This is a genomic window from Halomonas sp. 11-S5 (genome assembly GCF_029889825.1).
Lineage (GTDB): Bacteria > Pseudomonadota > Gammaproteobacteria > Pseudomonadales > Halomonadaceae > Halomonas.
This window is the reverse complement of record NZ_JARANW010000032.1, coordinates 14,208-38,877: the sequence shown is the minus strand read 5'-3', so window position 1 is coordinate 38,877 and position 24,670 is coordinate 14,208. Positions and strand designations below refer to the sequence as shown.

21 protein-coding genes are annotated in these 24,670 nt (G+C 66.5%); 10 read left to right on the top strand and 11 right to left on the bottom strand.

Annotated elements, in window-relative coordinates:
* The first annotated feature begins 96 nt into the window (after positions 1 to 96).
* The 5 genes from OP497_RS16130 to mtgA all read left to right on the top strand — a co-directional run bounded on the left by OP497_RS16130 (position 97) and on the right by mtgA (position 4,938).
* Entirely contained in the window at positions 97 to 984 is an 888-nt protein-coding gene (locus OP497_RS16130; protein ID WP_280550230.1) for a branched-chain amino acid ABC transporter permease, read from the top strand.
* Between the two features lie 4 nt (positions 985 to 988).
* Positions 989 to 1,972: a branched-chain amino acid ABC transporter permease gene (locus OP497_RS16125; protein ID WP_280550236.1), complete on the top strand. Its 984-nt coding sequence runs from the start codon at positions 989 to 991 to the stop codon at positions 1,970 to 1,972.
* 164 nt (positions 1,973 to 2,136) lie between these two features.
* Positions 2,137 to 3,246 carry an S-(hydroxymethyl)glutathione dehydrogenase/class III alcohol dehydrogenase gene (locus tag OP497_RS16120; protein ID WP_280550229.1) on the top strand — a complete coding sequence of 370 codons (1,110 nt, stop codon included), beginning with the start codon at positions 2,137 to 2,139 and terminating at the stop codon, positions 3,244 to 3,246.
* Between the two features lie 19 nt (positions 3,247 to 3,265).
* Complete coding sequence (gene fghA, locus OP497_RS16115; RefSeq protein WP_280550228.1) at positions 3,266 to 4,120, top strand: S-formylglutathione hydrolase; 855 nt, start codon at positions 3,266 to 3,268, stop codon at positions 4,118 to 4,120.
* A 116-nt stretch (positions 4,121 to 4,236) separates the two neighbouring features.
* Positions 4,237 to 4,938, top strand: coding sequence for a monofunctional biosynthetic peptidoglycan transglycosylase (mtgA, locus tag OP497_RS16110; protein ID WP_280550226.1), 702 nt, complete (start codon positions 4,237 to 4,239; stop codon positions 4,936 to 4,938).
* On the opposite strand, the gene OP497_RS16105 is transcribed toward mtgA, so the two are convergent.
* Positions 4,920 to 5,834, bottom strand: coding sequence for a DMT family transporter (locus tag OP497_RS16105; RefSeq protein WP_280550224.1), 915 nt, complete (start codon positions 5,832 to 5,834; stop codon positions 4,920 to 4,922). The two genes, mtgA and OP497_RS16105, sit on opposite strands and share 19 nt — an antisense overlap.
* A 420-nt stretch (positions 5,835 to 6,254) precedes the next feature.
* Between OP497_RS16105 and dctP the strand changes: the two genes are divergently transcribed.
* The 5 genes from dctP (at position 6,255) to OP497_RS16080 (ending at position 13,201) form a co-directional block, all read left to right on the top strand.
* Complete coding sequence (gene dctP, locus OP497_RS16100; RefSeq protein WP_280550222.1) at positions 6,255 to 7,430, top strand: TRAP transporter substrate-binding protein DctP; 1,176 nt, start codon at positions 6,255 to 6,257, stop codon at positions 7,428 to 7,430.
* 146 nt (positions 7,431 to 7,576) lie between these two features.
* Positions 7,577 to 9,775 (top strand): TRAP transporter large permease subunit, encoded by a 2,199-nt coding sequence (locus OP497_RS16095; protein WP_280550220.1) that lies wholly within the window; start codon positions 7,577 to 7,579, stop codon positions 9,773 to 9,775.
* Positions 9,776 to 9,923: 148 nt separating this feature from the next.
* The gene (locus tag OP497_RS16090) at positions 9,924 to 10,343 is read left to right on the top strand and encodes a DUF4168 domain-containing protein (protein ID WP_280550218.1); all 420 of its coding nucleotides are present in this window, start codon (positions 9,924 to 9,926) and stop codon (positions 10,341 to 10,343) included.
* Between the two features lie 214 nt (positions 10,344 to 10,557).
* Complete coding sequence (locus OP497_RS16085; RefSeq protein WP_280550216.1) at positions 10,558 to 12,468, top strand: DUF294 nucleotidyltransferase-like domain-containing protein; 1,911 nt, start codon at positions 10,558 to 10,560, stop codon at positions 12,466 to 12,468.
* Positions 12,469 to 12,478: 10 nt separating this feature from the next.
* Positions 12,479 to 13,201, top strand: a complete 723-nt coding sequence (locus OP497_RS16080) for a 3'-5' exonuclease (RefSeq protein ID WP_280550234.1) — start codon at positions 12,479 to 12,481, stop codon at positions 13,199 to 13,201.
* A gap of 104 nt (positions 13,202 to 13,305) precedes the next feature.
* Here OP497_RS16080 and OP497_RS16075 read toward each other — a convergent pair whose 3' ends face one another.
* The 10 genes from OP497_RS16075 to OP497_RS16030 form a co-directional block, all read right to left on the bottom strand.
* Positions 13,306 to 14,979: a BCCT family transporter gene (locus OP497_RS16075; RefSeq protein ID WP_280550214.1), complete on the bottom strand. Its 1,674-nt coding sequence runs from the start codon at positions 14,977 to 14,979 to the stop codon at positions 13,306 to 13,308.
* A gap of 49 nt (positions 14,980 to 15,028) precedes the next feature.
* Entirely contained in the window at positions 15,029 to 15,457 is a 429-nt protein-coding gene (locus OP497_RS16070) for a universal stress protein (RefSeq protein ID WP_280550213.1), read from the bottom strand.
* Positions 15,458 to 15,733: 276 nt separating this feature from the next.
* On the bottom strand, positions 15,734 to 16,609 hold the full coding sequence (locus OP497_RS16065; RefSeq protein ID WP_280550211.1) for a glycine betaine ABC transporter substrate-binding protein: 876 nt from the start codon (positions 16,607 to 16,609) through the stop codon (positions 15,734 to 15,736).
* Between the two features lie 77 nt (positions 16,610 to 16,686).
* Positions 16,687 to 17,520 (bottom strand): proline/glycine betaine ABC transporter permease, encoded by an 834-nt coding sequence (locus OP497_RS16060; protein WP_280550232.1) that lies wholly within the window; start codon positions 17,518 to 17,520, stop codon positions 16,687 to 16,689.
* Between the two features lie 5 nt (positions 17,521 to 17,525).
* Positions 17,526 to 18,791 carry a glycine betaine/L-proline ABC transporter ATP-binding protein gene (locus tag OP497_RS16055; RefSeq protein WP_280550209.1) on the bottom strand — a complete coding sequence of 422 codons (1,266 nt, stop codon included), beginning with the start codon at positions 18,789 to 18,791 and terminating at the stop codon, positions 17,526 to 17,528.
* 337 nt (positions 18,792 to 19,128) lie between these two features.
* Positions 19,129 to 20,004 (bottom strand): AEC family transporter, encoded by an 876-nt coding sequence (locus OP497_RS16050; RefSeq protein WP_280550207.1) that lies wholly within the window; start codon positions 20,002 to 20,004, stop codon positions 19,129 to 19,131.
* A gap of 217 nt (positions 20,005 to 20,221) precedes the next feature.
* On the bottom strand, positions 20,222 to 20,794 hold the full coding sequence (locus OP497_RS16045) for a PRC-barrel domain-containing protein (RefSeq protein WP_280550205.1): 573 nt from the start codon (positions 20,792 to 20,794) through the stop codon (positions 20,222 to 20,224).
* Between the two features lie 117 nt (positions 20,795 to 20,911).
* A complete protein-coding gene (gene fhuB / locus OP497_RS16040; RefSeq protein WP_280550204.1) occupies positions 20,912 to 22,888 on the bottom strand; it encodes a Fe(3+)-hydroxamate ABC transporter permease FhuB in 1,977 nt (658 codons plus the stop codon).
* Positions 22,878 to 23,762 (bottom strand): iron-siderophore ABC transporter substrate-binding protein, encoded by an 885-nt coding sequence (locus OP497_RS16035; RefSeq protein ID WP_280550203.1) that lies wholly within the window; start codon positions 23,760 to 23,762, stop codon positions 22,878 to 22,880. The genes fhuB and OP497_RS16035 overlap by 11 nt, the downstream gene beginning before the upstream one ends.
* Complete coding sequence (locus OP497_RS16030) at positions 23,755 to 24,525, bottom strand: ATP-binding cassette domain-containing protein (RefSeq protein WP_280550201.1); 771 nt, start codon at positions 24,523 to 24,525, stop codon at positions 23,755 to 23,757. The genes OP497_RS16035 and OP497_RS16030 overlap by 8 nt, the downstream gene beginning before the upstream one ends.
* Between the last annotated feature and the right edge of the window lie 145 nt (positions 24,526 to 24,670).

Genomic DNA, 24,670 nt, shown 5'->3' with positions numbered 1-24,670 from the left:
CGCGCTCGGCCACCCAGTGCACGCGGTACAACAACTGAGTGGAACCTGACTCGGCGGCGGCCTCGGCCGCCGCCCCTCTAACGGGAGGTCCATGACATGACGATGATTTTCGGGGTGCCGGTGATGGTGTTCATGGGCCAGCTGATGCTGGGCCTGATCAACGGTGCCTTCTATGCGCTGCTCAGCCTGGGGCTGGCGGTGATCTTCGGCCTGCTGAAGATCGTCAACTTCGCCCACGGCGCCCAGTACATGCTGGGGGCGTTCGCCGCGCTGATGGGCCTGCAATACCTGGGGCTCAACTACTGGGCAGCGCTGCTGCTGGTGCCCCTCGTGGTGGGCGGACTGGGCATGGTGATCGAACGCCTGATCCTGCGGCGTATCGCCCATCTCGACCATCTCTACGGGCTGCTGCTCACCTTCGGCCTGGCCCTGATCTTCGAGGGTACCCTGATCAATTTCTTCGGGGTGTCGGGCTCGAGCTACCCGACACCGGCGGCGCTGCAGGGCGGCGTCAACCTGGGCTTCATGTTCCTGCCCATCTACCGTGCCTGGGTGCTGGTGGCGGCGCTGGTGGTCTGCCTGGGCACCTGGTTCATCATCGAGCGCACCCGCCTGGGTGCCTACCTGCGCGCCGGCACCGAGAATCCGGCGCTGATGCAGGCCTTCGGCGTCAACGTGCCACAACTGATCACCCTGACCTACGGCTTCGGCGTGGCGCTGGCCGCCTTCGCCGGGGTGCTGGCCGCCCCGCTGTATCCGGTGTCGCCGACCATGGGCTCGAGCCTCTTGATCGTGGTCTTCGCCGTGGTGGTGATCGGCGGCATGGGCTCCATCCTGGGGGCCATTCTCACCGGCCTGGCCATGGGCCTGATCGAGGGCCTCACCAAGGTCTACTACCCCGAGGCGGCCAACACCGTGATCTTCCTGGTGATGATCCTGGTGCTGCTGATGCGCCCCGCGGGACTCTTCGGCAAGGAGGCATGACGTGATGGCCACCACCCACCACCTGACCCCCGCCATGCAGCGGCAGCGCAACGCCCGGCTGCGTCGCAATGGCCTCTACCTGGTGCTGATCGTGATCGGTCTGCTGGCGCCGCTCGCCATCTACCCGGTGTTTTTGATGAAGGTGCTGTGCTTCGCGCTGTTCGCCTGCGCTTTCAACCTGCTGCTCGGCTATGCTGGCCTGCTCTCCTTCGGGCACGCCGCCTTTCTGGCCACCGGCGGCTATTTCACCGGCATCATGCTGGCCAGTTACCCGGGGCTGACCCCGGAGATGGGCATCCTGATTGGCACCCTCGCCGCCGTGGTGCTCGGCACCCTCTTCGGGGTGCTGTCGATCCGCCGCCAGGGGATCTATTTCGCCATGGTGACCCTGGCGCTGGCGCAGATGATGTTCTTCTTCTTCATCCAGGCGCCCTTCACCGGCGGCGAGGACGGCCTGCACGGCGTGCCGCGCGGCGAGCTGTTCGGGCTGATCAGCCTCGCCGACAACCTCAACATGTATTACTTCGTGTTGGCGGTCTTCGTGATCGGCTTCGCGATCATCCAGCGCACCGTGCATTCGCCCTTCGGCCAGGTGCTCAAGGCGATCCGCGAGAACGAGCCGCGGGCGGTCTCCCTGGGCTACAACGTGGATGCCTACAAGCTGGTGGCCTTCGTGCTCTCCGCCGGGCTGGCGGGACTGGCGGGCTCGACCAAGACGGTGGTCTTCCAGCTGGCCTCGTTGACCGACGCCCACTGGCACATGTCCGGCGAGGTGATCCTGATGACCCTGCTGGGTGGGGTCGGCACCCTGTTCGGCCCGCTGATGGGCGCCGGCCTGGTGGTCAGCCTGCAGACCCAGCTGGCGCAGTCGCCGCTGGGCAACTGGGTGAGCGTGATCCTCGGCCTGATCTTCGTGGTCTGCGTGCTGAGCTTTCGCAGCGGCATCGTCGGCGAGATCCAGAAGATGGTGAAAAAGAACTTCAAGTAGGCCCAAGTGGCCGTAACGCCATCGGGCGCCCCGCGGGGCGCCCGTCTTCTTGGTGCGCAGTGAGGCAGGCGCAGCAATTGATGGGGGTCGCGGGAGCTTAACCCGAGGCACCGAATTGCCTAAACTGTCGTCAGGCTCATTACATCCCCAAGGAGAACGAAGCCATGAAGTCACGCGCCGCCGTCGCCATGGAAGCCGGCAAGCCCCTGGAACTGGTCGAGATCGACGTCGAGGGCCCCAAGGCCGGCGAGGTGCTGGTGAAGATCGCCGCGACCAGCGTCTGCCATACCGACGCCTATACCCTCTCCGGTGCCGACCCGGAGGGCAATTTTCCGGCGGTGCTGGGCCACGAGGGGGCCGGCGTCGTCCAGGAAGTGGGCGAGGGCGTCACCAGCGTCCAGCCCGGGGACCACGTCATCCCGCTCTATACCGCCGAGTGCGGCCAGTGCAAGTTCTGCCTCTCGGGCAAGACCAACCTGTGCAGCGCGGTGCGCGCCACCCAGGGCAAGGGCGTGATGCCGGATGGCACCTCGCGCTTCTCGCTGGACGGCAAGATGCTGCATCACTACATGGGCACCTCCACCTTCAGCGAATACACCGTGCTGCCCGAGGTCTCGCTGGCCGTGGTCTCCAAGGCGGCGCCGATGGACAAGATCTGCCTGCTGGGCTGCGGGGTGACCACCGGCATCGGCGCGGTGATGAACACCGCCAAGGTGGAGCCGGGCAGTACCGTGGCCGTCTTCGGCCTGGGCGCCATCGGCCTGGCGGTGATCCAGGGCGCGGTGATGGCCAAGGCCGCGCGGATCATCGCCATCGACGTCAATCCGGAGAAGTTCACGCTGGCCGAGCAGTTCGGTGCCACCGACGTCGTCAACCCCAAGGACTACAGCGACCCCATCCAGCAGGTGATCGTCGAGCTGACCGATGGCGGCGTCGATTACTCCTTCGAGTGCATCGGCAACGTCAACGTGATGCGCTCGGCGCTGGAGTGCTGCCACAAGGGCTGGGGCGAGTCGGTGATCATCGGCGTGGCCGGTGCCGGCGAGGAGATCAGCACGCGGCCGTTCCAGCTGGTCACCGGCCGAGTCTGGAAGGGCTCCGCCTTCGGCGGGGTGAAGGGGCGCACCGAGTTGCCGGGCTACGTGGAGCGCTACATGAACGGGGAGATCAACATCGATGACTTCATCACCCACGACATGCCCTTCGAGAAGATCAACGAGGCCTTCGAGCTGCTGCACCGGGGCGAGAGCATCCGCACCGTCCTCCACTACTGAGCCTTCAGGAGCCTGACCCATGACCATGACCGAACACATCGAGCTGGTCTCGGCCAACAAGAGCTTCGGTGGCTGGCACAAGCGCTATCGCCACCGCTCCCGGGCACTGGACTGCGAGATGACCTTCTCCATCTATCTGCCCCCTCAGGCCGAGGCCGGGCGGGTACCGCTGCTCTGGTGGCTCTCCGGGCTGACCTGCACCGACGAGAATTTCATGCAGAAGGCCGGCGCCCATCGGGTCGCCGCCGAGCTCGGCATGGCCATCGTCTGCCCGGACACCAGCCCGCGGGGCACCGACCTGCCGGGCGAAGATGACAGCTACGACTTCGGCAGCGGGGCCGGCTTCTATGTCAATGCCACCCGGGAGCCCTGGAAGAAGCACTATCGCATGTACGACTACGTGGCCGAGGAGCTGCCCTCGGTGGTGCGCCAGCACTTCCCGGTCAACGGCCGCGAGTCGATCAGCGGCCACTCCATGGGTGGGCATGGCGCCCTGGTGATGGCGCTGCGTCGTCCCGGTCACTACCGCTCGGTGTCGGCCTTCGCGCCGGTCGTCAATCCCAGCGAGTGCCCCTGGGGGCAGAAGGCCTTCTCCGGCTACCTGGGGGAGGACCGCGGCCTCTGGACCCAGTACGATACCTGCGAGCTGGTGGCCCGCGGGGCCTCGAGCCAGCCGCTGTTCATCGACCAGGGCGAGGCCGACGACTTCCTGGAGGAGCAGCTCTGCCCCGAGCGGCTGGAGGCGGTGTGCGCCGAGCACGACCACCCGCTGACCCTGCGGCGCCAGCCGGGCTATGACCACAGCTACTTCTTCATCGCCAGCTTCATCGAGGATCACCTGCGCTACCATGCCGAGCGACTGAACAAGCGCTGATCGGGCGCAGGAGCTCGCCAGTATGACAGGCTGCCTCCCTTCGGGGAGGCAGCGTCGTTATACTGGCGGGTATTCAGGACGGGGCGAGGGGAGCCCATGGCCGAGCAGGGGGCGTGATGAGGGAGTGGTGGCAGATGGCCTGGCGGGTGCTGTGGCGCACCGTGCTGGGCTTCGTGGTGTGTTCCCTGTTGCTGGTGCTGCTGCTTCGCGTGGTACCGGTCTTCGGCTCCATGGTGATGGTGGAGCGCAAGGTCCAGTCCTGGGTCGCCGGGGAGTCCCTCGACATCCGCCACCAGTGGCAGCCCTGGCAACGCCTTTCCGACCACGCCAAGCTGGCGGTGATCGCTGCCGAGGACCAGCGCTTCCCGTTACATCACGGCTTCGACCTCGGCGAGATGCGCCGGGCCTGGGAGGCCAGCCGCAACGGCGGTCGCCTGCGAGGGGCCAGCACCATCAGCCAACAAACCGCCAAGAACCTCTTCCTGTGGACCGGGCGCAGCTGGGTGCGCAAGGGGCTGGAGGCCTGGTTCACCCTGCTGATCGAGGCGCTGTGGCCCAAGCAGCGCATCCTCGAGGTCTACCTCAACATCGTCGAGTGGGACAGCGGGGTGTTCGGCCTCGAGGCCGCCTCACGCCACTACTTCGGCGTCTCCGCGGGCCAGCTCAGCGAGGCTCAGGCCAGCCGCCTGGCGGCGATCCTGCCCGATCCCCGTGGCCGTGATGCGGCGCGCCCCGGCCCCCTGGTGGAGCGACGCAGCGCCTGGATCCGCCAGCAGATGCGCAACCTCGGCGGCACCGGCTATCTCGAGCGGCTCTGAGGGCCGCTTCGCACCACCAGCACCACGCCGGCGATGGCGATGGCCATGCCAGCGAGCGACAGGGGCGGCAGGCGCTCGTCGAACAGCCACCACGCCTCCAGCGCCGTCACCGGCGGGACCAGGTAGAAGAGACTAGCTACCCGCGAGGCCTCGCCGCGCTTGATCAGCGCCATCAGCAGCAGGATGGCGGAGATGGAGAGCACCAGCACCAGCCAGGCCAGGGTCAGCAGGAAGGTGGGCGCCCAGTCGATCTGCCGGGTCTCGAACAGCAGCGCGCCCAGTCCCAGCAGCGTCCCGGCGCCGAGATATTGCACCACGGTGCCGGAGAGCAGCGGCATGCCGGTGCAGAAACGCTTCTGGTAGAGGGTGCCCAGCGAGATGCCGACCAGTGCCACCAGCACGCTGGCCACCGCCCCGAGGCCGAACCCCCGGAACAGCATCTCGCCCGGGTCGAGCTTGCCGCCCAGCACCAGGGCAATGCCGGCGAGTCCCATCACCAGTCCTAGCCACTGCAGGCGCCCCAGCCGCTCACCCAGCAGGGGGCCGGCGAGCCCAGCGGTCAGCAGGGGCTGCAGCCCTACCAGCAGGGCGGCCAGCCCCGCCGGCATGCCCTGGTAGATGCCATAGAAGACCCCGCCCAGGTAGGCACCGTGAACCAGCAGGCCGGATACCGCGATGTGTCCCCACAGCTGCGGCCCCTGTGGCCAGCCGCCCCGCAGCAGCACGACCAGCGGCACCAGCAGGGCCAGGGTCAGCACGAAGCGCACGAACAGGAAGGTGAAGGGCTCGGCATGGGGCAGGCCGAACTTGGCGCCGATGAAGCCGGTGCTCCACAGCGCCACGAAGAGGACGGGCATGGTGGCCAGCCAGGCCTGGTGGTGACGTTCCGATGTCATGGCAAAGGCTTCCAAGGTCAGGGGGTGGTGGCATCATCGCGGTCAGGCGCACCGGATGCCACTCTCGCGGCTCGTGCTTTGGTCGTAGGCGTTCCCGCGACGGAAAATTGGTCAGACCATGATTTTGCCAGCATGAACAGGATGTTGGATTCAGAGTGTCCATGGTCTGACCAATGGTTGAAGTGGCCTTGCGTTGAAAGTCGCTATTGGCCGGGGGTGGGGTTTTCGCTAACTTTCGCTATGGAAGACGTTTCCAGATAAGTGGAATCTTCCCGGAGGCCCCTAAGGATGGCGGGTCGTGTGTGCCGGCCGATCATCAGGATGAGTTGGCACGCGAGATGGCACAGGGAAGAAAACAACAAGATCCCGTTGATGCCCGCCCACGAGTGCGGGCTCGCTACCCAACCAGGAGACCATGCCATGCAAGACGACAAGCAGCCGTCAAGCATCTCATCCGTCGACAACGACAACGACAACACGAAAGTCCTCAAGGAGTTCAAGACCCCGAGCCGGCGTAACTTCCTGAAGGCGGCGGCCGTCGGGTCGGCGGCGGCCGTGGCGGCCCCCTGGGTCGGCAACGTCCAGGCGCAGGAAGGCATCCGTATCCGCATGCAGTCCTCCTGGCCGCCAGGAACGCCGGGCTATCGCATCTTCGAGCAGTGGGCCAAGGGGGTGGCGGAGGCCACCAGCGGTGAGGTGACCATCGAGCCCTTCCCCGCCGGTGCCGTGGCCGGTGCCTTCGAAGTCGCCGATGCCGTACGTAACGGCGTGCTCGACGGCCAGAACTGGTTCACCGTCTACTGGCCGGGCAAGATGCCCGCCGGCGTGTTCCTGACCGCCTACCCGATGGGCCTGTCGATGCCCCATCAGTGGGACATCATGTTCGGCGCCTACGGCGGCTTCGACATCGCCAAGGACCTGTACCGCAAGCAGGGCCAGGAGCTGCTGGGCTATGTTCACCATGACATGAACCTGATCCACTCCAAGAAGCCGCTGCGCAGCTTCGACGACTTCAAGGGGGTCAAGCTTCGTATGCCGGGCGGCATCGTCGCCGAGACCTTCGCCGCCGCCGGCGCCCGTACCACCCTGCTGCCGGGCTCCGAGGTGTATCCGGCCCTGGAGAAGGGCACCATCGACGCGGCCGACTATACCGGCGCGGCCAACAACTTCGAGCTGGGCTTCTGGCAGGTCGCCGACTACATCATCATGGGGCCGCCCTCCACGCCCTGCCTGCACCAGGCCGTCGACCTCATGGACATCTCCGTCAACCGTCGTGTGTTCGAGCGCATGTCTCCTCATGTCCAGGACCTGATGCACGACCTGGTGGCCGCCTATTCCCGCGAGCACTACGCGGCAATCCAGAAGGCCAACGCCGAGGCCTGGCCGAAGTACAAGGAGAAGGGTGTCGAGGTCATCCACCTCACGGAGAACGACGCCGACCGCTTCCGCGAGGTTGCCGTGCCGCTGTGGTTCAAGTGGGCCAACAAGGACAAGGACGCCGCGCGCCTGTTCAAGGCACACCTCGACACCATGATGGACCCGGCCGTGGCGCTGATCACGCCGGAAGACATCAAGGACTACGAGCTCAACCTGTAAGCTGACCTGCTCTACCATGCCGGGTGTTGCTGCCTGCGGGCCGCAGCACCCGGCTTGGGTAGAGTGACCACTACTAATCCCGCATCCCGTCGACTCGATGTTCCGTTGCCATCGCCGGGAGGTGATGGTGTCGCGGAGGAGTATCCATGAATCTTGAGATTGATTTCGTTCTTCCGCACTGGCTCTACTGGTCGGTGCTGCTGTTGCTGCCGCTGGTGGTGATGTTCTTCGTCAACCGCAGCTTCCGGCGCGGTGGCACCATCGATGGCGGTGATACCGCCGAAGTGCCCGCCGGCGAGGAGGTCGAGGTTGGCTACCAGCCACCCGGCAACCTGTTCACCACCATTGTCGACCGTGTTTCCGGGTTTTCCGGCCGCTATGTGGCCTACTGGGCGCTGATCGCCCCCTTCGCCTTCGCCTACGAAGTGCTGGTGCGCTACGCCTTCAACTCGCCGACCAACTGGGTCCATGAGTCGATGACCCTGATGTTCGGCATGCAGTATCTGGTGGCCGGGGCTTATGCCCTGCGCGAGGGGGGGCATGTGCGTGTCGACATCCTCTACCAGCGGGCCAAGCCCCTGAACAAGGCGGCGCTGGACCTGGTGACCTCGGTGTTCTTCTTCATCTTCACCATCGCGCTGCTGACGACCGGCTGGAAGTTCTTCTCCCAGTCGGTGAGTGACCAGTTCTTCTTCGGTACCAGTTACGCCAACGAGACCTCCTTCACCGAGTGGGCCATCGAGTTCTATCCGGTGAAGTTCATGATGTTCTTCGGTGCGCTGTTGCTGCTGCTCCAGGGGTTCGGCCAGCTGGTACGTGACGCCCAGGCGTATCGCTACCACTGGCGCCTGCATGCCGGTAGTCGGACCTTCGCCCGCGTGTTGCTGATCATCGCCTTCGTGCTGGCGGCCTGGATGGTCTTCGAGATGATCAACATCGCGGTGACCGACTACGACAGCCTGGCGGGCAGCCTCGAGCACAGCCTCGGCTCCGTTGGCATCGGTGCCCTGACGCTGGTGATGTTCGGCTCGCTGATGGTGGTTCTGGTGGCGGGCCTACCGCTGGCCTTCGTTACCGGCGGCCTGGGGGTGGCCTTTCTCTATCTGATCGGCGACCAGGCCATGCTCAACCTGATGCCCTCGCGCATCTTCCCGATGATGACCAACTACCAGCTCTCAGCCATCCCGCTGTTCATCTTCATGGCGTCGGTGCTGGAGAAAGCCGGCATCATCGAGGAGCTGTTCGATGTCGTCTACAAGTGGATGGGCGGCCTCAAGGCGGGGCTGGCCATCGCCACCGTCATCGCCTCGACCCTGCTGGCCGCCATGGTCGGCGTGATCGGCGCCGCGGTGGTGACCATGGGCCTGATCGCCCTGCCGGCGATGCTCAAGCGCAACTACGACCCGGAGATCGCCATTGGCTCGATCATGGCCGGCGGGACCCTGGGCATCCTGATCCCGCCGTCGATTCTGGCGATCATCTACGGCGTGATTGCCCAGCAGTCGGTCGGTGAGCTCTACCTCGGCTCGCTGATCCCCGGCCTGATGCTGGCCTTCATGTACGGTTTCTACTGCTGGCTGCGTGGCACCCTGAACATCAATATGGCGCCGCCGATGCCGGTCGAGGACCGGGTCGACATGAAGGAGAAGCTGCGGCTGCTGCGCAACATGCTGGCGCCCATCGTGCTGGTGATCCTGGTGCTGGGCGTCATCTTTACCGGCATTGCCACCCCGGTGGAAGCGGCCGGCATCGGCACCTTCGGCTCGCTGATCGTGGCGGCGATGCACCGGCGCCTGACGTGGCCCAACCTCCATGCCGCCTGCATGACCACCCTGGTGGCTTCGGCGATGGTGATGTGGATCATCTTCGGTGCCAGCATCTTCGTCGGCTTCTATATCCTGCAGGGTGGTCAGAGCTTCGTGCAGGAGCTGATCTCCGGCGCTGGCCTTGGTCCCTATGCGGTGCTGATGCTGATGATGGTGCTGCTGGTGGCGTTGGGGATGTTCCTCGACTGGGTCGGCATCCTGCTGCTGGCCGTGCCGATATTCGTTCCCTTGATCCAGGGCCTGAGCTTCAACGGCGTGTTCGGCCTGCCCGGGGTCGACCCGGCCGATGTCTCGCTGTGGTTCGGCGTCATCTACCTGGTCAACATGCAGATGTCCTTCCTCAGCCCGCCGTTCGGCTATGCGCTGTTCTACATCAAGGGCGTCTGTCCACCGCATATCACCATGGCGCAGATCTTCCGCTCCTCCTTCCCCTTCCTGGGCATCCAGGCGGTGGGATTGCTGTTGGTGATCCTCTTCCCGGCGCTGGTGACCTGGTTGCCCAACCTGGCCTATGGTTGACGTCAGGCGCTAGATCCGATGAGGTATCGAAGGCGCTCCTTGAAGGGGAGCGCCTTTTCTTACAACCCGTTACAACACTCTGTGAACTCGCCGCGACGCCGGGCGTCACAGGGTGGCACATTCATAACGCAACACCCTGGAGGTATTCATGCAACGGATGACTGCACTGTTCTCGGCCGCATTGCTCTCCCTCGGCCTCGCTGCCACCCAAGCGCAGGCCGAGCAGGATGACGACGCTGCGGCGAACAACGCAGAGCAGCCGCAGGCGACTGCCCCGGCCCAGGACTTCTCCGACCAGCAGCTGCAGCAGTTTGCCGACGCCTCTCAGGAGATCGCCGTGATCTCTCAGGAGTACACCCAGCAGCTGCAGGCGGCAGAGGATAAGCAGGCCCAGCAGGACGTCCGCAAGGAGGCCAACGATGAGATGGTCAAGGCCGTTCAGAACAGCGGTCTCGAGGTGGATACCTTCAACGCCATCGGCCAGGCCATTCAGCAGGACCCGGAACTGATGCAGCGTGTTCAGGAAATGGCCAAGGCCAGCGCCGCTAGCGACGGCCAGAACTCGTAACACCAGTCCACCGCAGAGTGGCTGTTCCTTAGGCCACCGAAAGGCCGCCCCGTGAATGCCATGGGGTGGCCTTTTTCGTGACGGGTCTCGGTCATGGCATTCGTACCGAGAAGCCGTGGGCAGGGGTTCGCTCCCGTCGGGCTCGGCCCTGCTTTACAGCGCCGGCAGGCCATTCCAGAATGTTGGCCAGACATGAACGGGCGGGAGCAAGGACATGGACGTGGAACTGCTTGAGATCCGCCAGCACCTGGGACGCTTTCCGCCCTTCGACGGGCTCTCCGACGAGCTGCTCGACAAGGTGGCAGGCAGTATCGAAGTGGCCTACTTCAAGGCCGGCAGTGACATCCTGGTGCTCGATCAGGAGGTCCATGAATTCTGCTACATCCGCAGCGGAGCCGTGGAGGTCTACCGCCGCGGTGGTGAACTCTACAATCGCCTGGGAGAGGGCGACATCTTCGGCCACTTCAGCCTGCTGCGGAATCATCGTGCTCGCTTCCCGGCTCGGGCCATGGAAGACAGCTTGATCTACTTCATCCCCGAGTCCATCTTCCAGCGGCTCTGCGAGGTCGACGACAACTTCGCCGATTTCGTCGAGCTCGAGCGCCCGCGCCTCGAGTCGACGGTCAAGGATGACAAGAAGAACAGCGACATGATGATCACCCGGGTGCGCAAGCTGCTGACCCGCTACCCGGTGATGGTCGAGGCCAGCACTACGGTGCAGGAGGCCGCCCGCCAGATCACGAACTCCGGCGCCTCGGCGGTGCTGGTGCTCGACGCCCCCGGCGATACCCCCCGCTATACCTTCCGCGACAGCCAGGATCGCCACTGGCAGGTGCAGGGCATTCTCACCGACAGCGACTTCCGCAAGCAGGTGGTGGCCGAAGGGCGCCCCCCCGAGACGCCGGTGGGGGAGGTGATCGGTCCCCGCCTGATCGCCATCCAGTCCGACGAGTCGGTGCACGAGGCGATGCTGTGCATGCTGCGCAACAATATCCATCACCTGCCGGTGATGCACCGTCGCCATCCCGTGGGCATCGTGCACCTCTCCGACATCATCCGCTACGAGACCGGCAGCAGCCTCTACCTGGTGAGCAACATCTTCCACCAGTCCAGCGTCGATGGCCTGGCGCGGCTGGCACCCGACGTGCGTGCCGCCTTCGTGCGCATGGTCGGGGAAGGGGCCGACTCAAGCATGGTGGGCAGTGCACTCTCTACCATCGGCCGCAGCTTCACGCGCCGGCTGCTGGAACTGGCTGAGGAGGAGCTGGGCCCCCCGCCGGTGGGCTACTGCTTCATGGCGCTGGGCTCGATGGCGCGCAACGAGCAGTCCATCGTCACCGACCAGGACAACGCCCTGGTGCTCGCCGACGACTTCGACGCGGCCCAGCATGACGCCTACTTCCTGACGCTGGCCCAGCGGGTCAGCGACGGCCTGGATGCCTGCGGCTACCCCTACTGCAAGGGCGATATCATGGCCACCAACGCCCGCTGGCGCCAGCCCCTCTCGGTGTGGAAGCGGTACTTCCAGGACTGGATCGATCACCCCTCTCCGGAGCGCCTGCTGCACAGCTCGATCTTCTTCGACCTGGACGCCGTGCACGGCGAGAATGCCTTCGTCGAACAGCTCCAGGATCTGGTGGCCAGCCGGGCCCCCAAGAGCCCGCTGTTCCTGGCTGCCATGGCCCGCAATGCCCTGAACCGCACCCCGCCGCTGGGCTTCTTCCGGACCTTCGTGATGGAGAAGGACGGCAAGCACAACAACTCCATCAACCTCAAGCGCCGCGGCACCGCACCGATGACGGACCTGATCCGGGTGCATGCCCTGGCCTGCGGGTCGCGGGCCCAGAACAGCTTCGCGCGGCTCGACGATATCGACCGGACCCAGCTGCTGGCCCCGGGGGTGAACCAGAAGCTGCGCTATGCCCTCGAGTTTCTCTCGATGTCGCGGATCCGCCACCACATGATTTCTATCGAGCACGATCGGGTAGCGGACAACAACATCGACCCGGAGAACGTCTCCGACACCGAGCGCCACAACCTCAAGGATGCCTTCCAGGTGTTGAGCAACGCCCAAAAGTTCCTCAAGTTCCGCTATCCCATGCCGTCGCGCTCCCGGTCTCGCTGACATGGCCGTGATGCGCCTGCGCCCGCGCGCCTCCGCACCCACCCCGGGCTGGCCGGGGTACCTGGCCGGCCGCGCCGAGGCGGTCAGAGACCCACGCCTGGCCCGCTACTTCGCCGCCGGCCTACCGGCCCCCGAGACTCCCATCGGCGAGGCGCCGATGGTGGCCCTGGACATGGAGACCACCGGACTGGACGAGCGGCGCCACGCCATCGTCAGCATCGGCGTGGTGCCCTTCACCCTAGGGCGCATCGCCCTGTCACGGCGCCGCTATTGGGTCGTGCGGCCCCCGCGCCCGCTCAGCGAGGAGTCGGTGACCTTTCACCATATCACCCACGCCGACATCGCCCGGGCTCCGGATCTCGACGAGATCCTCGGCGAGCTGTTCGAGGCCCTGGCGGGGCGCCTGGTGGTGGTCCACTACCGGCATATCGAGCGGCCCTTCTTGGACGCGGCAGTGAAGGCCAGGGTGGGGGAGGGCGTGATGTTCCCGGTCATCGATACCATGTCGCTGGAGGCACGCATTCATCGCCAGTCCCTGCTGGCCCGCTTCAAGCGCTGGATCGGCAGGCCGCCGGCCTCCATCCGCCTCTACGACAGTCGCGCGCGCTATGGCCTGCCCGTCTATGCGGGGCACCATGCGCTGATCGATGCGTTGGCCACCGCCGAGCTGCTGCAGGCCCAGATGGCCCGCCACTACAGCCCGACGACGCCGGTGAGTGCGTTCTGGAGCTGATCGGCGGCAAGGCATTCGTGTGATCCCCCCCCGAACGCAGCGAGGCGGCCCTGGGACCGCCTCGCTGAGTCTTGTTGGCCGTATCGCGGCCGGTGGATTCCGGGTTACTTGGCTTTCGGCTCACTCATCAGTCCCTTGACAATGGCGTAGCAGCCCACCAGCAGCACCAGCGTAAAGGGCAAGCCGGTGGTCAGGGCCGCCGTCTGAAGGGCGGCGAGGCCGCCGCCGAGCAGCAGGGCGATGGCCACTGCCCCTTCGATCAGCGCCCAGAAGATACGCTGGGGCTTGGGAGCGTCCACCTTGCCGCCGGCGGTGATGGAGTCGATCACCAGCGAGCCGGAGTCCGACGAGGTGATGAAGAACACGATCACCAGCACAATGCCGATGAAGGAGGTGATGGCCGTCAGCGGCAGATACTCCAGCATGGTGAACAGCTGCAGCTCCAGCGCGGCATCCTGCACCTTGGTGATGCCTTGGTTGATCACCTGGTCGATGGCAGTGGTGCCGAAGGCGGTCATCCATACCACCGAGGCCATCGACGGCACCAGCAACACCGAGATCAGGAACTCACGCACGGTGCGGCCGCGGCTGACGCGGGCAATGAACATGCCGACGAAGGGCGACCAGGCGATCCACCAGGCCCAGTAGAAGGCCGTCCAGCCTTGGCTGAAGTTGGCATCCTCGCGCCCGAACGGCATGGAGAGCGCCGGCAGGTGGGTAACGTAGCTGATCAGATTATCGAGCACGCCGGTAGCGATCATCAGCGTCGGACCGACGAAGATCACGAACAACAGCAGCAGGGCGGCGAGCACCATGTTGATCTGTGATAGACGCTGCACGCCCTTGTCGACACCGAGCATGACCGAGCCCAGTGCCACCAGAGTGATGCCCATGATCAGAACCACCAGGGTGGTATCGGTGTTGGGTATGCCGAATAGATAGTTGAGGCCACCTGCCGCCTGGGTAGCGCCAATACCCAGCGAGGTCGTCAGGCCGAACAGAGTGGCAAACACCGCCAGGATATCGATCACATGCCCCGGCCAGCCCCAGACACGCTCCCCGAGGATCGGGTAGAAGATCGAGCGCATGGTCAGCGGCAGGCCCTTGTTGAAGGCGAAGATCGCCAGCGACAGGCCGACGATGGCGTAGGCGGCCCAGGGGTGAAAGCCCCAGTGAAAGATGGTGGCCGCCATGCTCAAGCTAATGGCGCCGGCCTGGTTACCTTCGGCAGCACCCAGCGGGGCCCAGTCGGTACGTATACCATCCTCGCCCATGCTGATACCCCCCATGGAAGTGCCAAAGTGGGTCAGCGGCTCCGAAACGCCGTAGAACATCAGGCCGATGCCCATGCCGGCGGCAAACAGCATCGAGAACCAGCCGAGATAGCCGAAGTCCGGCTTGGCGTCGGCACCACCGATGCGCACCTTGCCCATTGGCGTGAAGATCAACACGATCGCCAGGATCACGAAGACGTTGGCGCTGAGAAGGAAGAACCAGCCCAACTTGGTGGTCAGGAAGCTGAACATGCTGTTGAAGATCGGCTCCATCTGATCCTGCAGGGCCAGGGTGATGATCACGAAGAACAGGATCACTAGCGAGGAAAAGATGAAGACCTTGCCGTGCAGGTCCACATTCACGCCCAGCGGCGAGGCGGTGATGTTGTCCTGACCGATCACGTAGTCAGTATCGATGAGATTCGCCGCCCCCTGCGGGGCGGGAATCCCCTCGGAGCCGGTGTTCGGCTCCTGGGGTTTCTCGTCTTGAGGATCTTGAGCCACGAGACATCTCCCTTGCAGTTATTGATGTGCTTGCTTTCGCTGATCCGGCTTATTCGCCGGCGCCGGGACGTACCAGGAATACAGAGGCCTTGGTATGGGTGGCGATCTTCCCACCGTGGGACGGCATGATCACGTCCAGGTGCTTGGGGGGATGGGTCGGCACGACGACCAGGTCGGCGCCCACCTCGTCGATGGCCTCGATCAGGTCGTCATCGAGATCGGCGATCGGGTCGGGACTGACGATGGTATGGGTGCTGACCGGCTGGCCATGGACCTTGTGCCGCTCCTGGGCGAAGGCCTCGAGCTTCTGCGTGTACTCCTGGGGCGTACGCGCCACGCTGCCAGGCGTATTGGCGGTCACCCCCACGTAGCAGATCTCGGCATCATAGTGGCGAGCAAGATCCGCCACCGCCTGCAGCGACGGCTCGATCAGCTCGAGATGTGCCAGGTCAACCGGCACCATGATCTTGTGGAACATGCCTGTATCTCCTTGTTGGCCACGAAGGTCCTGCGAGTCTGTTCAGTGTGACCGTTCCGCGCCACCTTGCCAGGCGACGATTCAACGGCGGTACTGTACATCTCGAGCGGCCATCGTACCCATCCTCGCCGCGGATTGCAGTGGACCTGTCTGCATTGGGCGACAGAACTCGTCAAGATTGGTCGCCTCGACAACAAGAAGGGGAGGCACCCTGCGGTGCCTCCCCTTGCGCTCGATGCGGTCAGCATCGCCGGACAGGCGAAGCTCGGCATGCCCTTACGATTCGGGCAGCCACTCCTGAACCACGTCCTGGTTCTCCTCGACCCATTGCTTGGCGTTCTCGTAGGGGTCGGCGTCGTCCGCCTGGTTCATCAGCATGACCTCACCCATCTGCTCGGGGGTCCATTCGAAGGCGTCCAGGATCGCGTAGGCCTCCGGCATCTCCTCCTCGAGCCCCTGGCGGACGATGGTGTGGATCTGCTCGGCGCCGCCGTAAACGTTCTCCGGATCCTCGAGGTACTTGAGGTCCCAGCGGGCGAACATCCAGTGCGGCGTCCAGCCGGTGACCACGATGTCTTCTTCGTTGTTGATGGCGCTGTCCAGCGCGGCCGTCATGGTGGCGCCGCTGCCGCTCTGGAGGTCGATCTCCTCGAGCTCGTAGGTCTCGACGACCTCCTCGGTGAGGCTCATGATGCCGGCGCCCGGATCGATGCCGGTGATCTTGCCATTGAAGGCGTCGGCGTTTGCGTCGAGCTCGGCGATGGAGTCGACGCTGGTGTAGGCCGGTACCACCAGGCCGAGCTTGGTACCGTCGAGGTTGGGGCCCAGGTCGACGACCTCGTCGCCCACGCGCTCCATGTAGTCGGCGTGGGTGGTGGGCAGCCAGGCGGCGACGATGGCGTCGGCATCGCCGCTGGCCACGGCCTGCCACATGGCAGCGGCGGAGAGGGAGGTCATCTCCACCTCAAAGCCTTGCTGCTCGAGTACGGCGCGTACCACGTTGGTGGAGGCGACCTCAGAGGCCCATTCCACGTAGGCCAGGTGCACACTGCCCTTGTCCTGGGCCTGAGCGGCGCCGGCGGCGAGCGCGGTGCCGGCGGCCATGGCCAGCCCGGCGAGACGGATATGACGGTTCAGCGGGTGCTTGTTCATGGTGTTCCCCTTCTCTTGATGTTCAACCACCTACCTTGGAGGTACCGCCAGGGGGTTTCAAGTGATTACCTCAACAATCAGGACTTGCGGCCCTTGCGCAGGGACTGGGTCACGCGATCGAGCAGCATGGCGAGTATCACCACGGCGATACCGGCCTCGAAGCCGTCACCGGGGCGCAGGCGCTGGATGGCGCGCCAGACCTCGCTGCCCAGGCCATCGGCGCCGATCATGGCGGCGATCACCACCATGGAGAGCGCCAGCATGATGGTCTGGTTGATGCCGGCCATCAACGTGGGTAGCGACATCGGCAACTGCACCTTGATCAGCTTCTGGCTGCGGGTGGCACCGTAGGCATCGGCGGCCTCGATCAGCTCCACCGGTACCTGGCGGATACCCAGGGTGGTAAAGCGGATCGCCGGCGGCATCGAGAAGATCACCGTGGCGAAGATCGCCGATACCGAACCGATACCGAAGAACGGAATCGCCGGGATCAGGTAGACGAAGGCCGGCATGGTCTGCATGAAGTCCAGGATCGGCATGATGGTCTTGTAGAGCCGTTCCGAGAGTGCCGCGGCGATGCCCACGGGGAGGGCCATCACCACCGCCACGAAGGTGGCGATCACCACCAGGGTGAGGGTCTCGATCATCGGCTCCCAGAGCCCCAGGTTCCAGATCAGCGCCAGGCCCAGAGCGGCACCGATGCCCAGGCGCAGGCTCGCCACCCACCAGCAGAGGCCGACAATGATCGCCAGCAGGCCCCACTCGGGCAGCCACATCAGGCCATCGTTGAGCCCGTCGATGCCGGTCTGGGTCACCCGGGAGATGGCGCGGGTGACGACGGAGTATTCGCTGGTCAGCCAGTCGAGGCCACCCTCGATCCAATCGCCCAGCGGGATGCTCGGAATCTCGATAGCCATCATGCGTCTCCTGCCGCTGCCATGTTTTCGTTCGCCTTTTCGTTGCCGTCTTCTCTCACCTCAGCAGGCTCGGCGGCCCGGGCCAGCTCGTCGAGGACGGCGCCCTTAACCACCACGCCCAGCAGCCTGTGGCTGTCGTCCACCACGGCGATGGGGAAGCTTTTCTCGCTGAACATGGCGAAGAGGTTGTGCAGCGGTTCCTCGGGGCCGACGGCGCGGAAGTCCTGGGTCATGATGTCATGGATGCTCTCTTTGCCTTCCTTGGCGGCTTGTTCGACGGCGTCCACCACGACGAGTCCCTGTAGCTTGCGGTCGCGACTGGTGACGTAGATGGAGTCCAGCCCGTTCTCGCTCATCTTGCGCAGGGTGGTGCGTGGGCCGTCCTCCTCGCGGGCGGTCGCGCGCACCGGCCGCATGGCGTGCTCGGCGGTGAGGATCCTGGACATGTCCACGCCCTCGATGAAGCGTGCCACATAGTCGTCCGCGGGATGGGTGAGGATCTCCTCCGGCGTGCCGATCTGCACGATCTCGCCATCCTTGAGCAGGATGATGCGGTCACCGATGTTGATCGCCTCGTCCAGGTCGTGGGTGATGAACACCGTGGTCTTCTGCATGCGGTGCTGCAGCTCGAGCAGCTCCTGCTGCATGTCGCCGCGGATCAGCGGATCCAGCGCCGAAAAGGCCTCATCCATCAGCAGCACCGTCGAGTCGTTGGCCAGTGCCCTGGCCAGCCCCACGCGCTGCTGCATGCCGCCGGAGAGCTGATTGGGAAAGGCATCCTCCCAGCCGTCCAGTCCCACCTGGTGAAGGGCGTTGCGGGCCACCCGGGTCCGCTCCTGCTTGTCCACGCCGCGGATCTCGAGGCCGAACTCGGCGTTCTGCTGTACCGTGCGATGGGGGAAGAGCGCGAAGTTCTGGAACACCATGGAGAAGTGGCGACGGCGGCATTCCAGCAGCGCCTTTTCACCGAGCTCGGGGATGTTCTCGCCGTCGATGACGATCTCGCCCTCGCTGGGCTCGATCAGGCGGTTGAGGCAACGGATCAGGGTGGACTTGCCCGAGCCGGACAGCCCCATGATCACCAGCAGCTCACCCTCGTAGACATCGAAGTCGATGTTCGACAGCCCCAGCGTCTGGCCGGTCTTGTCGAGGATCTCGGGACGTTTCAGGCCCTGGTTGCGCAGTTCGAGCGCCTTCTTCGGCTGGTTGCCGAAGACCTTGCTCAGGTTGCGTACCCGAATCTTGACGTTTCGGTTCTCGTTCATTGGCTCTGCCTTTTGTCGGCTCTCCGCCACCGGGCGGGAAGCGCCGAAGGGTCGAGTGTCGTGACGTAAGTAAATGACGTCATGATGCCACGCTGCTGCGTTGACAGCGGCATCAGGTGACGATGGAGTGGGAACTACCCTAGAGGTTTTTGAATGATCATTCAAATTAAAACCCCGGGTATCGAAGCCCTTCAGGGTGGCGCAAGGGTGGCCCATGTGTCGAATCTGGCCACCTCTTGGCCCACGACGGGCCGCGTCCGCTCGGCCCTCGTCATGGTCAGTCGGCGGGCACCAGGCGGCCCGGACACTCGGTGAGCAGCCACTGGCCGTCGGGAAGCTACATCAGGATCGCCAGCAGGATCGGCAGGTAGACCAGCGACAGCAGGGTGGAGCAGAACACCAGGCTCGCCACGTACTGCGGCTCGCGGCCCGCCTTCTGGGCGAAGAGGTAGTTGAACACCGCTACCGGCATGCTCATCTGCAGCACCAGGATGGCCAGCGCCATGGGCGGAAGCGCCAGCAGGGTGCCGATGCCCCAGGCGATCCCGGCGGCCACCGGGATGCGCAGCAGGCTGAAGCCGATGCCGGAGCCGAGGTTGCGGGCATGGATGCTGGCCAGCGAGACGCCCAGGGTGATCAGCATCAGCGGCACCGTGAAGCCCGAGATCAGATCGACGCTGTTGGCGAGCCAGCGGGGCAGGTCGGTGTCGGTGAGCAGCAGCCCCAGGGCGATCAGGATGGCGTAGACCACCGGCGTCTTCGCCAGCGACTTCAGCGGGTTGCCGCGGCTCGCCAGCAGGGTGCCCAGGGTGAACTGGAACAGCGAGACCGTGACCATCACCGTGATGCCGAAGGCGAAGCCGGCGCTGCCGAAAGCGTAGAGCACCACCGGCAGGCCCATGTTGCCGGTGTTGGGGTACATGGTGGGGGCCAGCAGCACCCGCCAGTCCTTGCCCAGCAGCCGGGCCAGCAGGAAGGCCATGCCGGCCATGGCGGTGAGCACCAGCGCCGTGGCCAGCATGGTGCGCCCGAAGCTGCCGGCGTCGATCTCGGCGCCGGCAAGCGAAGCCAGCACCAGGGCCGGGGTGCCGATGTTGAACACCAGTCGGGTGACGAAGGCCACCGGGAAGTCGTGGCCGAGGCGCACCCAGATGAAGCCGAGCCCTGCGCCGGTGAGCACGGGCGCCATCACGGCGAAGAGTTCGGCGAGCATGGGCGGCATCCTTGCGTGGCGGTGGGAGGAGCCCACGTATTGTCGTGAATGCAGGCCCTTCAGGGCAACTTCGGCGTGACCCCGGCAGGAAATGGCCCCGGCACGAGCCGGGGCCAAGGATCGAAACGCCAGCCTCTTCAGAGTAGAACGCGTAGCTGGCGCCCAGCAAAAAGCCCGGTCGATGACCAGGCTTGGCAGGCAGAGGGCAGCCGGGCCGTTATTCGACGGGTCGGTCGGCGGCCTCGCGGGTCCGTTCGCCGACGTTCTCCAGGGCCTCGCCGATGTGGTCCAGGGCGCGGGACGCCCCTTCCTGGGTGGTTTCCCAGGCACTGGCTGCGCCCTGCTTGGTGCTCTCCCAGGCCTGATGGGCCCCTTCCCGGGCGTTCTGCCACCAGTCGTTGGTGTACTGCGGCTGCTGGGCGATCTGCTCCTCGCTGAGGTCGACATTCACCCGGTAGTCGATCTCCTCGAGGCTGTTGCCGTTCTGGGTCTCGACGGTGAACTTGCCGGCCTCGATGACGAAATGCTGGTCGCCCTTCAAGTCGAACAGGTTGCCGGTATCGATGACCAGGGCGCGGACCTGCATGTCGTTGTCGAGCAGGATGTCCTCGACCTCGCCGATCTGTTCGCTGCCGGAGGTGGCGTAGACATCGGCATCCAGCAGTTCGTCGGCCGAGTAGAGGCCCTGGGGCTGGGCCAGGGCACTGCCGGTGACGGCCAGACCGCCGGCGAGCAGCGCCCCGAGGGTGGCCTGCCTGATGGCGTGATTCAGCGGTTTGTGTTCGGCCATGCGTTCACTCCTTGTGATCCGTGAAGGGCCCTGTGATCCATGGCGCCTGTCGACGCCTCACCTGGTTAGTGTGGTCAGCGGCCGGCGAGTTCAATGGCGAGCCCGCCGCGGGCCCGGTCATCGGCGACCGAGGCCCCACATGAAGTAGGCGCCGCCCAGCAGCGAGGCCACCAGGCCGGCGGGGATCTCGGCGGGGAACAGCAACTGGCGGCCCAGCCAGTCCGCCAGCACCATCAGCAGGGCGCCGATCAGCGCGGCCCCCAGCAGGTGGGCGCGGGCCCGGGAGAAGCCCGCCAGCCGCGCCATGTGAGGCGCCAGCAGGCCGACGAAGGAGAGCGGGCCCACCACCAGGGTGGCGCAGGCGGTCAGCAGCGCGACCAGCAGCAGCAGCGCCAGCCGGGCCCGCTCGACCCGAATGCCCAGCGCCGCGGTCGTGGCCGCCCCCAGCGGCAGGATATCCAGCCAGCGGGCGAAGGGGCGGGCCGCCAGGGCCAGCACCACGGCGAGGCCCGCGACCACTGCCGCGCTGACCGGGTCGACATAGTAGGTGGAGCCCGATAGCCAGGCGATCACCTGCTGGCCGCGAGGGTCGCCGCCGGCCAGCACGATGGCGCGCACGGCGTCGAACAGGGCGGTGATGGCCACGCCGCTGAGCAGCAGCCGTTCGGGCACGAAGCCGCTGCGCCGGTTGAGCACGACCAGCACGGCCAGGCTGGCCAGTGCCCCCAGGGTGCCGGCGGCGACCAGGGTCAGGTTGCCGGGAGCGGGCAGCAGGAAGAGCGCCGCGATCAGGGCCATGGCGCTGCCGCCGCTGATGCCCAGCACCTCGGGGCTGGCCATGGGGTTGGCGGTGAGGCGCTGGATCAGGGTGCCGGCGATGGCCAGCATCACCCCGCTGGCAGCGGCGGCCAGCAGCCGCGGCCAGCGCCACGCCAGCACCGCCTCGTCGAGGGTCGCGAACCAGCCGCCGGCCGCCTGGCCCAGCAGCAGCCCGAGCAGGGTTGCGACGAGCAGGCCCAGCGCCAGCCCCGCGGCCAGGCGCCCGGGGGCCGGGTGGCGCGGCGCCAGGGCCGTGGCGTTGGCGGACGGGCGGCCGGCCGCCAGGCGCAGCCGGGGAATCAGCCACAGCAGCAGCGGCGCCCCCAGGGCGGCGGTGGTGGCCCCGGTGGGGATCAGCGTGGGCAGGGTGCCCGCGAAGCGCTGCAGCAGCAGGTCGGTGGTGGCCAGCAGCAGGGCGCCGAGCAGCGTCGACCAGAGGAGCCGAGCCCCCAGGCGGCGCGCCCCGGCCAGGCGCACGATATTGGGCGCCGCCAGGCCGATGAAGCCGACCACCCCCACCACGCTGACCACGCAGCCGGTGAGGAAGACCGCCAGCCCCAGCCCCGCCAGGCGCAGATGCTTCAGCGAGACGCCCAGGCTCCTGGCGCTGGCATCGTCGAGTTCGAGCACCGTCAATGGCCGCAGCAGCAGCCAGGCCGCCAGGCCGCCCAGCAGCAGCCGCGGGGCCAGGAAGGCGGCGTCATGCCAGCCATTCTGGGCCAGCGAGCCGGCGCCCCAGATCAGCAACCCCTTGAGGGTCTCCTGGTGGAAGAGCAGCAGCACCATGCCCAGGGCCCCGGCGTAGAGGTTGACCACCAGGCCGGCGAGGACCACCACCGCGGGGGAGAGGCCGCGGCGCCAGGTCAGGGCGAAGACCAGCGCCATGGCGCCGGCGCCGCCGGCCAGGGCCACCCATTCGCGCCCGGCCAGCAGCAGGCCGGGGGCGAGCAGGGTGGCGGCCATCAGCGCCAGGTTGGCGCCGCTGGCCACCCCCAGGGTGGTGGGCGCGGCCAGCGGGTTGCGCAGCACCTGCTGCATCAGCACCCCCGCCAGGGCCAGGCCGCCGCCGGCCATCAACGCCATGGCGAGGCGCGGCCACCAGCTGTAGTGGCGCACGAGTGATTCTGCACTGGCCGGCGTCACCGTCGTCAGCGCGCGCAGGCCATCGAACAGCCCCTCCTCGGCGAGCGAGCCGAGTATCAGGGCCAGCAGCGCCAGGCCCGGCAGCAGGCAGACGAGGGCAGGGGCGTGGCGGTGGGCGGTCTCAGTCGTCATGGGGCGCCTCCGCCAGGGCGGCCACCAGGTGGTCGGCGAAGCGCTGCGCCGAGGGCAGGGCGCCGAAGCTCCATACCGGGGGCAGGGTGATCAGGGTGTCATCGCGCACGCTGGACTGCCGCTGCCAGAGGCCGCTGTCGGCCAGCGCGGCCTCGACGCCCACCGGGTAGGGTTCGACCACCACCAGCCGGGCCTCCAGGCCGGCCAGCTGCTCGAGGCCCACCAGCGAGAAGCCCCAGGCGTTGGTCTCGCCGCGCCAGGCGTTCTCCAGCCCCAGGCGGGCCATCACGGCCTGGTAGAGGCCGCCCTCGCCGAACACCCGGACGTGGCGCTCGTCCATGAACTGCACCACCAGCAGCGGCGGCACCCGCGCGGGTAGCCGCTGCCGCAGGGCCGCCAATCGCGTCTCCGTCTCGGCGATCAGTCGCTCGGCGGCCGCCTCCCGCTTGGCCAGGCGACCGACCTCGCGGGTCAGCTCGTGCAGCTGGGGCCAGGGCTCGCGGCCCGGGGAGTAGAGCGGCAGGGTCGTTACCGGGGCGATGCGCGACAGCCGCGGCGCCAGGTGGGCGAACATCGGCGAGATCAGGATGTGGTCGGGCGCGAGGCTCGCCAGCAGCTCCAGGTTGGGCTGGCTGCGTAGGCCGAGATCGACGCTGGCCTCGGGCAGGCGCGGCGCGCGGACCCAGGCATGGTAGGCATCGATCTGGGCGACCCCGGCCGGCGTGACGCCCAGCGCCACCAGGGTCTCGGCCAGGGTCCAGTCGAGGGTGGCAATGGCCGGCTCGGCCAGGGCGCGAGGCGTCGGCAAGAGTGCCAGGGCCAGCAGCAGCGTAGGGACGAGACCGCGGAGCAGCCGGGCGGGCGCGTCATGCATGGACCAGGGCGACGGGATGGTGGCCGGTGGGATGCGCCATCACGCGCATGGGAATGCCGTAGATCGCCTCCAGGGTGGCCTCGTCCATCAGTTCGGCCGGGGTGCCCCGGGTCAGCACGCGCCCGCCGTGCAGGGCGACCAGGTGGTCGCAATAGCGTGCCGCCATGTTGACGTCGTGGAGCACGATGACCACGCCGAGCCCCAGGGTCTGGCTGAGTTCGCGGATCAGCGCCAGCACCTCCACCTGGTGGGCGATGTCCAGCGCGGCGAGCGGTTCGTCGAGCAGCAGGAAGTCGCTGCCCTGGGCCAGCAGCATGGCCAGCCAGACCCGCTGGCGCTCACCCCCGGAGAGGGTGTCGACCAGGCGCTCGGCGAAGGCCTCGGTGTGGGTCGCAGCAATAGCCCGCTCGATGGCCGCCTCGTCCTCGCGGGTGTGGCGGCCCAGCAGGCCTCGCCAGGGGTAGCGCCCCATGCCCACCAGCTCGCGGCCGAGCAGATTCTCGGTGGCGGGCAGCTGCTGGGGCAGGTAGGCCACGCGGCGGGCGAACTCTCGCTGCCCCCAGCGGGCCAGGGGGCGCCCGGCGAAGGCCAGCTCGCCTTGGCTCGCCGGCTGCTGGCGGGCCAGCAGCTTGAGCAGGGTCGACTTGCCCGAGCCGTTGTGGCCGATCAGGCCATGCACCCGGCCGCCCTCCAGGGTCAGGTCGGTGGGGGCGAGCAGCGGCCGGTCGCTGACGGTGAAACCGGCTCCGCGCAGTTCGAACATGCAGGACGCTCCTTCGGCGGGCCCCGGGCGGGGTGGGCGATGGGCGCTACCTTACCCCTGGTGATAATGGTTATCAATAAGATCTGTTTCGGGACGGCCGCCTTACCGGTATGCTGTGGCGTTTCACCCTCCAGGACCCCCGATC